The following is a 734-nucleotide window of genomic DNA, read 5'->3' as shown; positions in this document are numbered from 1 at the left end:
TATACCGTAACTGAATATGCAGATCCAAACGGCAATAAAGTAAGAGATCTTGGTGAAGATACCGTATTGAACACCACAGCTGTTACACAGATCTTCACCCTTGAAAGAGCCGATTTTGTAATGCCTGCAAATCAAGGAACAACAGTTGCTTGTATTTCAGCAGTTACAGCGCCGGTAGTGCCAGTAGTAAAAGACAACTGCGGTAATAGCTTAACAGCTTCAGCGCCTGTTATTTCAACAATGCCAGCTTGTAATGGAGTAGAGACTTATACGTATACTTTTACAGACTGTGCAGGACATACACACGACTGGGTATACACTTATACTATTGACAATACTGTAGCACCAACGGGTACAGCACCTGCAGATGTTACTGTACAATGTATAGGCGATATTCCTGCAGCCAATGTAAATGCAATATTAAACGTAAGAGGAAACTGCAACAATACTGTTTCGGTAACAGTTGCAGAAACCAATAACGGAGGATCAGGCTGTAAAGCAAGTCCATACATTGTAACCAGAACCTATACGTTAACAGACTGCGGCGGATTGCAAACGCAATTAGTTCAGACTTTAACAGCTGTAGATACAACGGCGCCTGTTTTTGCAGGAACACTGCCGGCAAATATTACAGTTGAATGTTCAGCAGTAATTCCTGCGCCTGTAACCCTTACAGCGACAGATAATTGTTCGACAGCCACAGTAAGCTACGCTGAAGTAAAAGTGAACGGAAG

The 734-nt window shown here is 42.5% G+C and carries 1 pseudogene; it reads left to right on the top strand.

The annotated features are described in order from the left end of the window. Positions 1-734: pseudogene (locus ACHRV0_RS21560) on the top strand (hypothetical protein); the annotation flags it as partial.

This window comes from Flavobacterium sp. FlaQc-30, assembly GCF_044005885.1.
GTDB lineage: Bacteria > Bacteroidota > Bacteroidia > Flavobacteriales > Flavobacteriaceae > Flavobacterium.
Note: the sequence above shows the minus strand (reverse complement) of the source record. Positions and strands in the feature narration are given on the sequence as shown.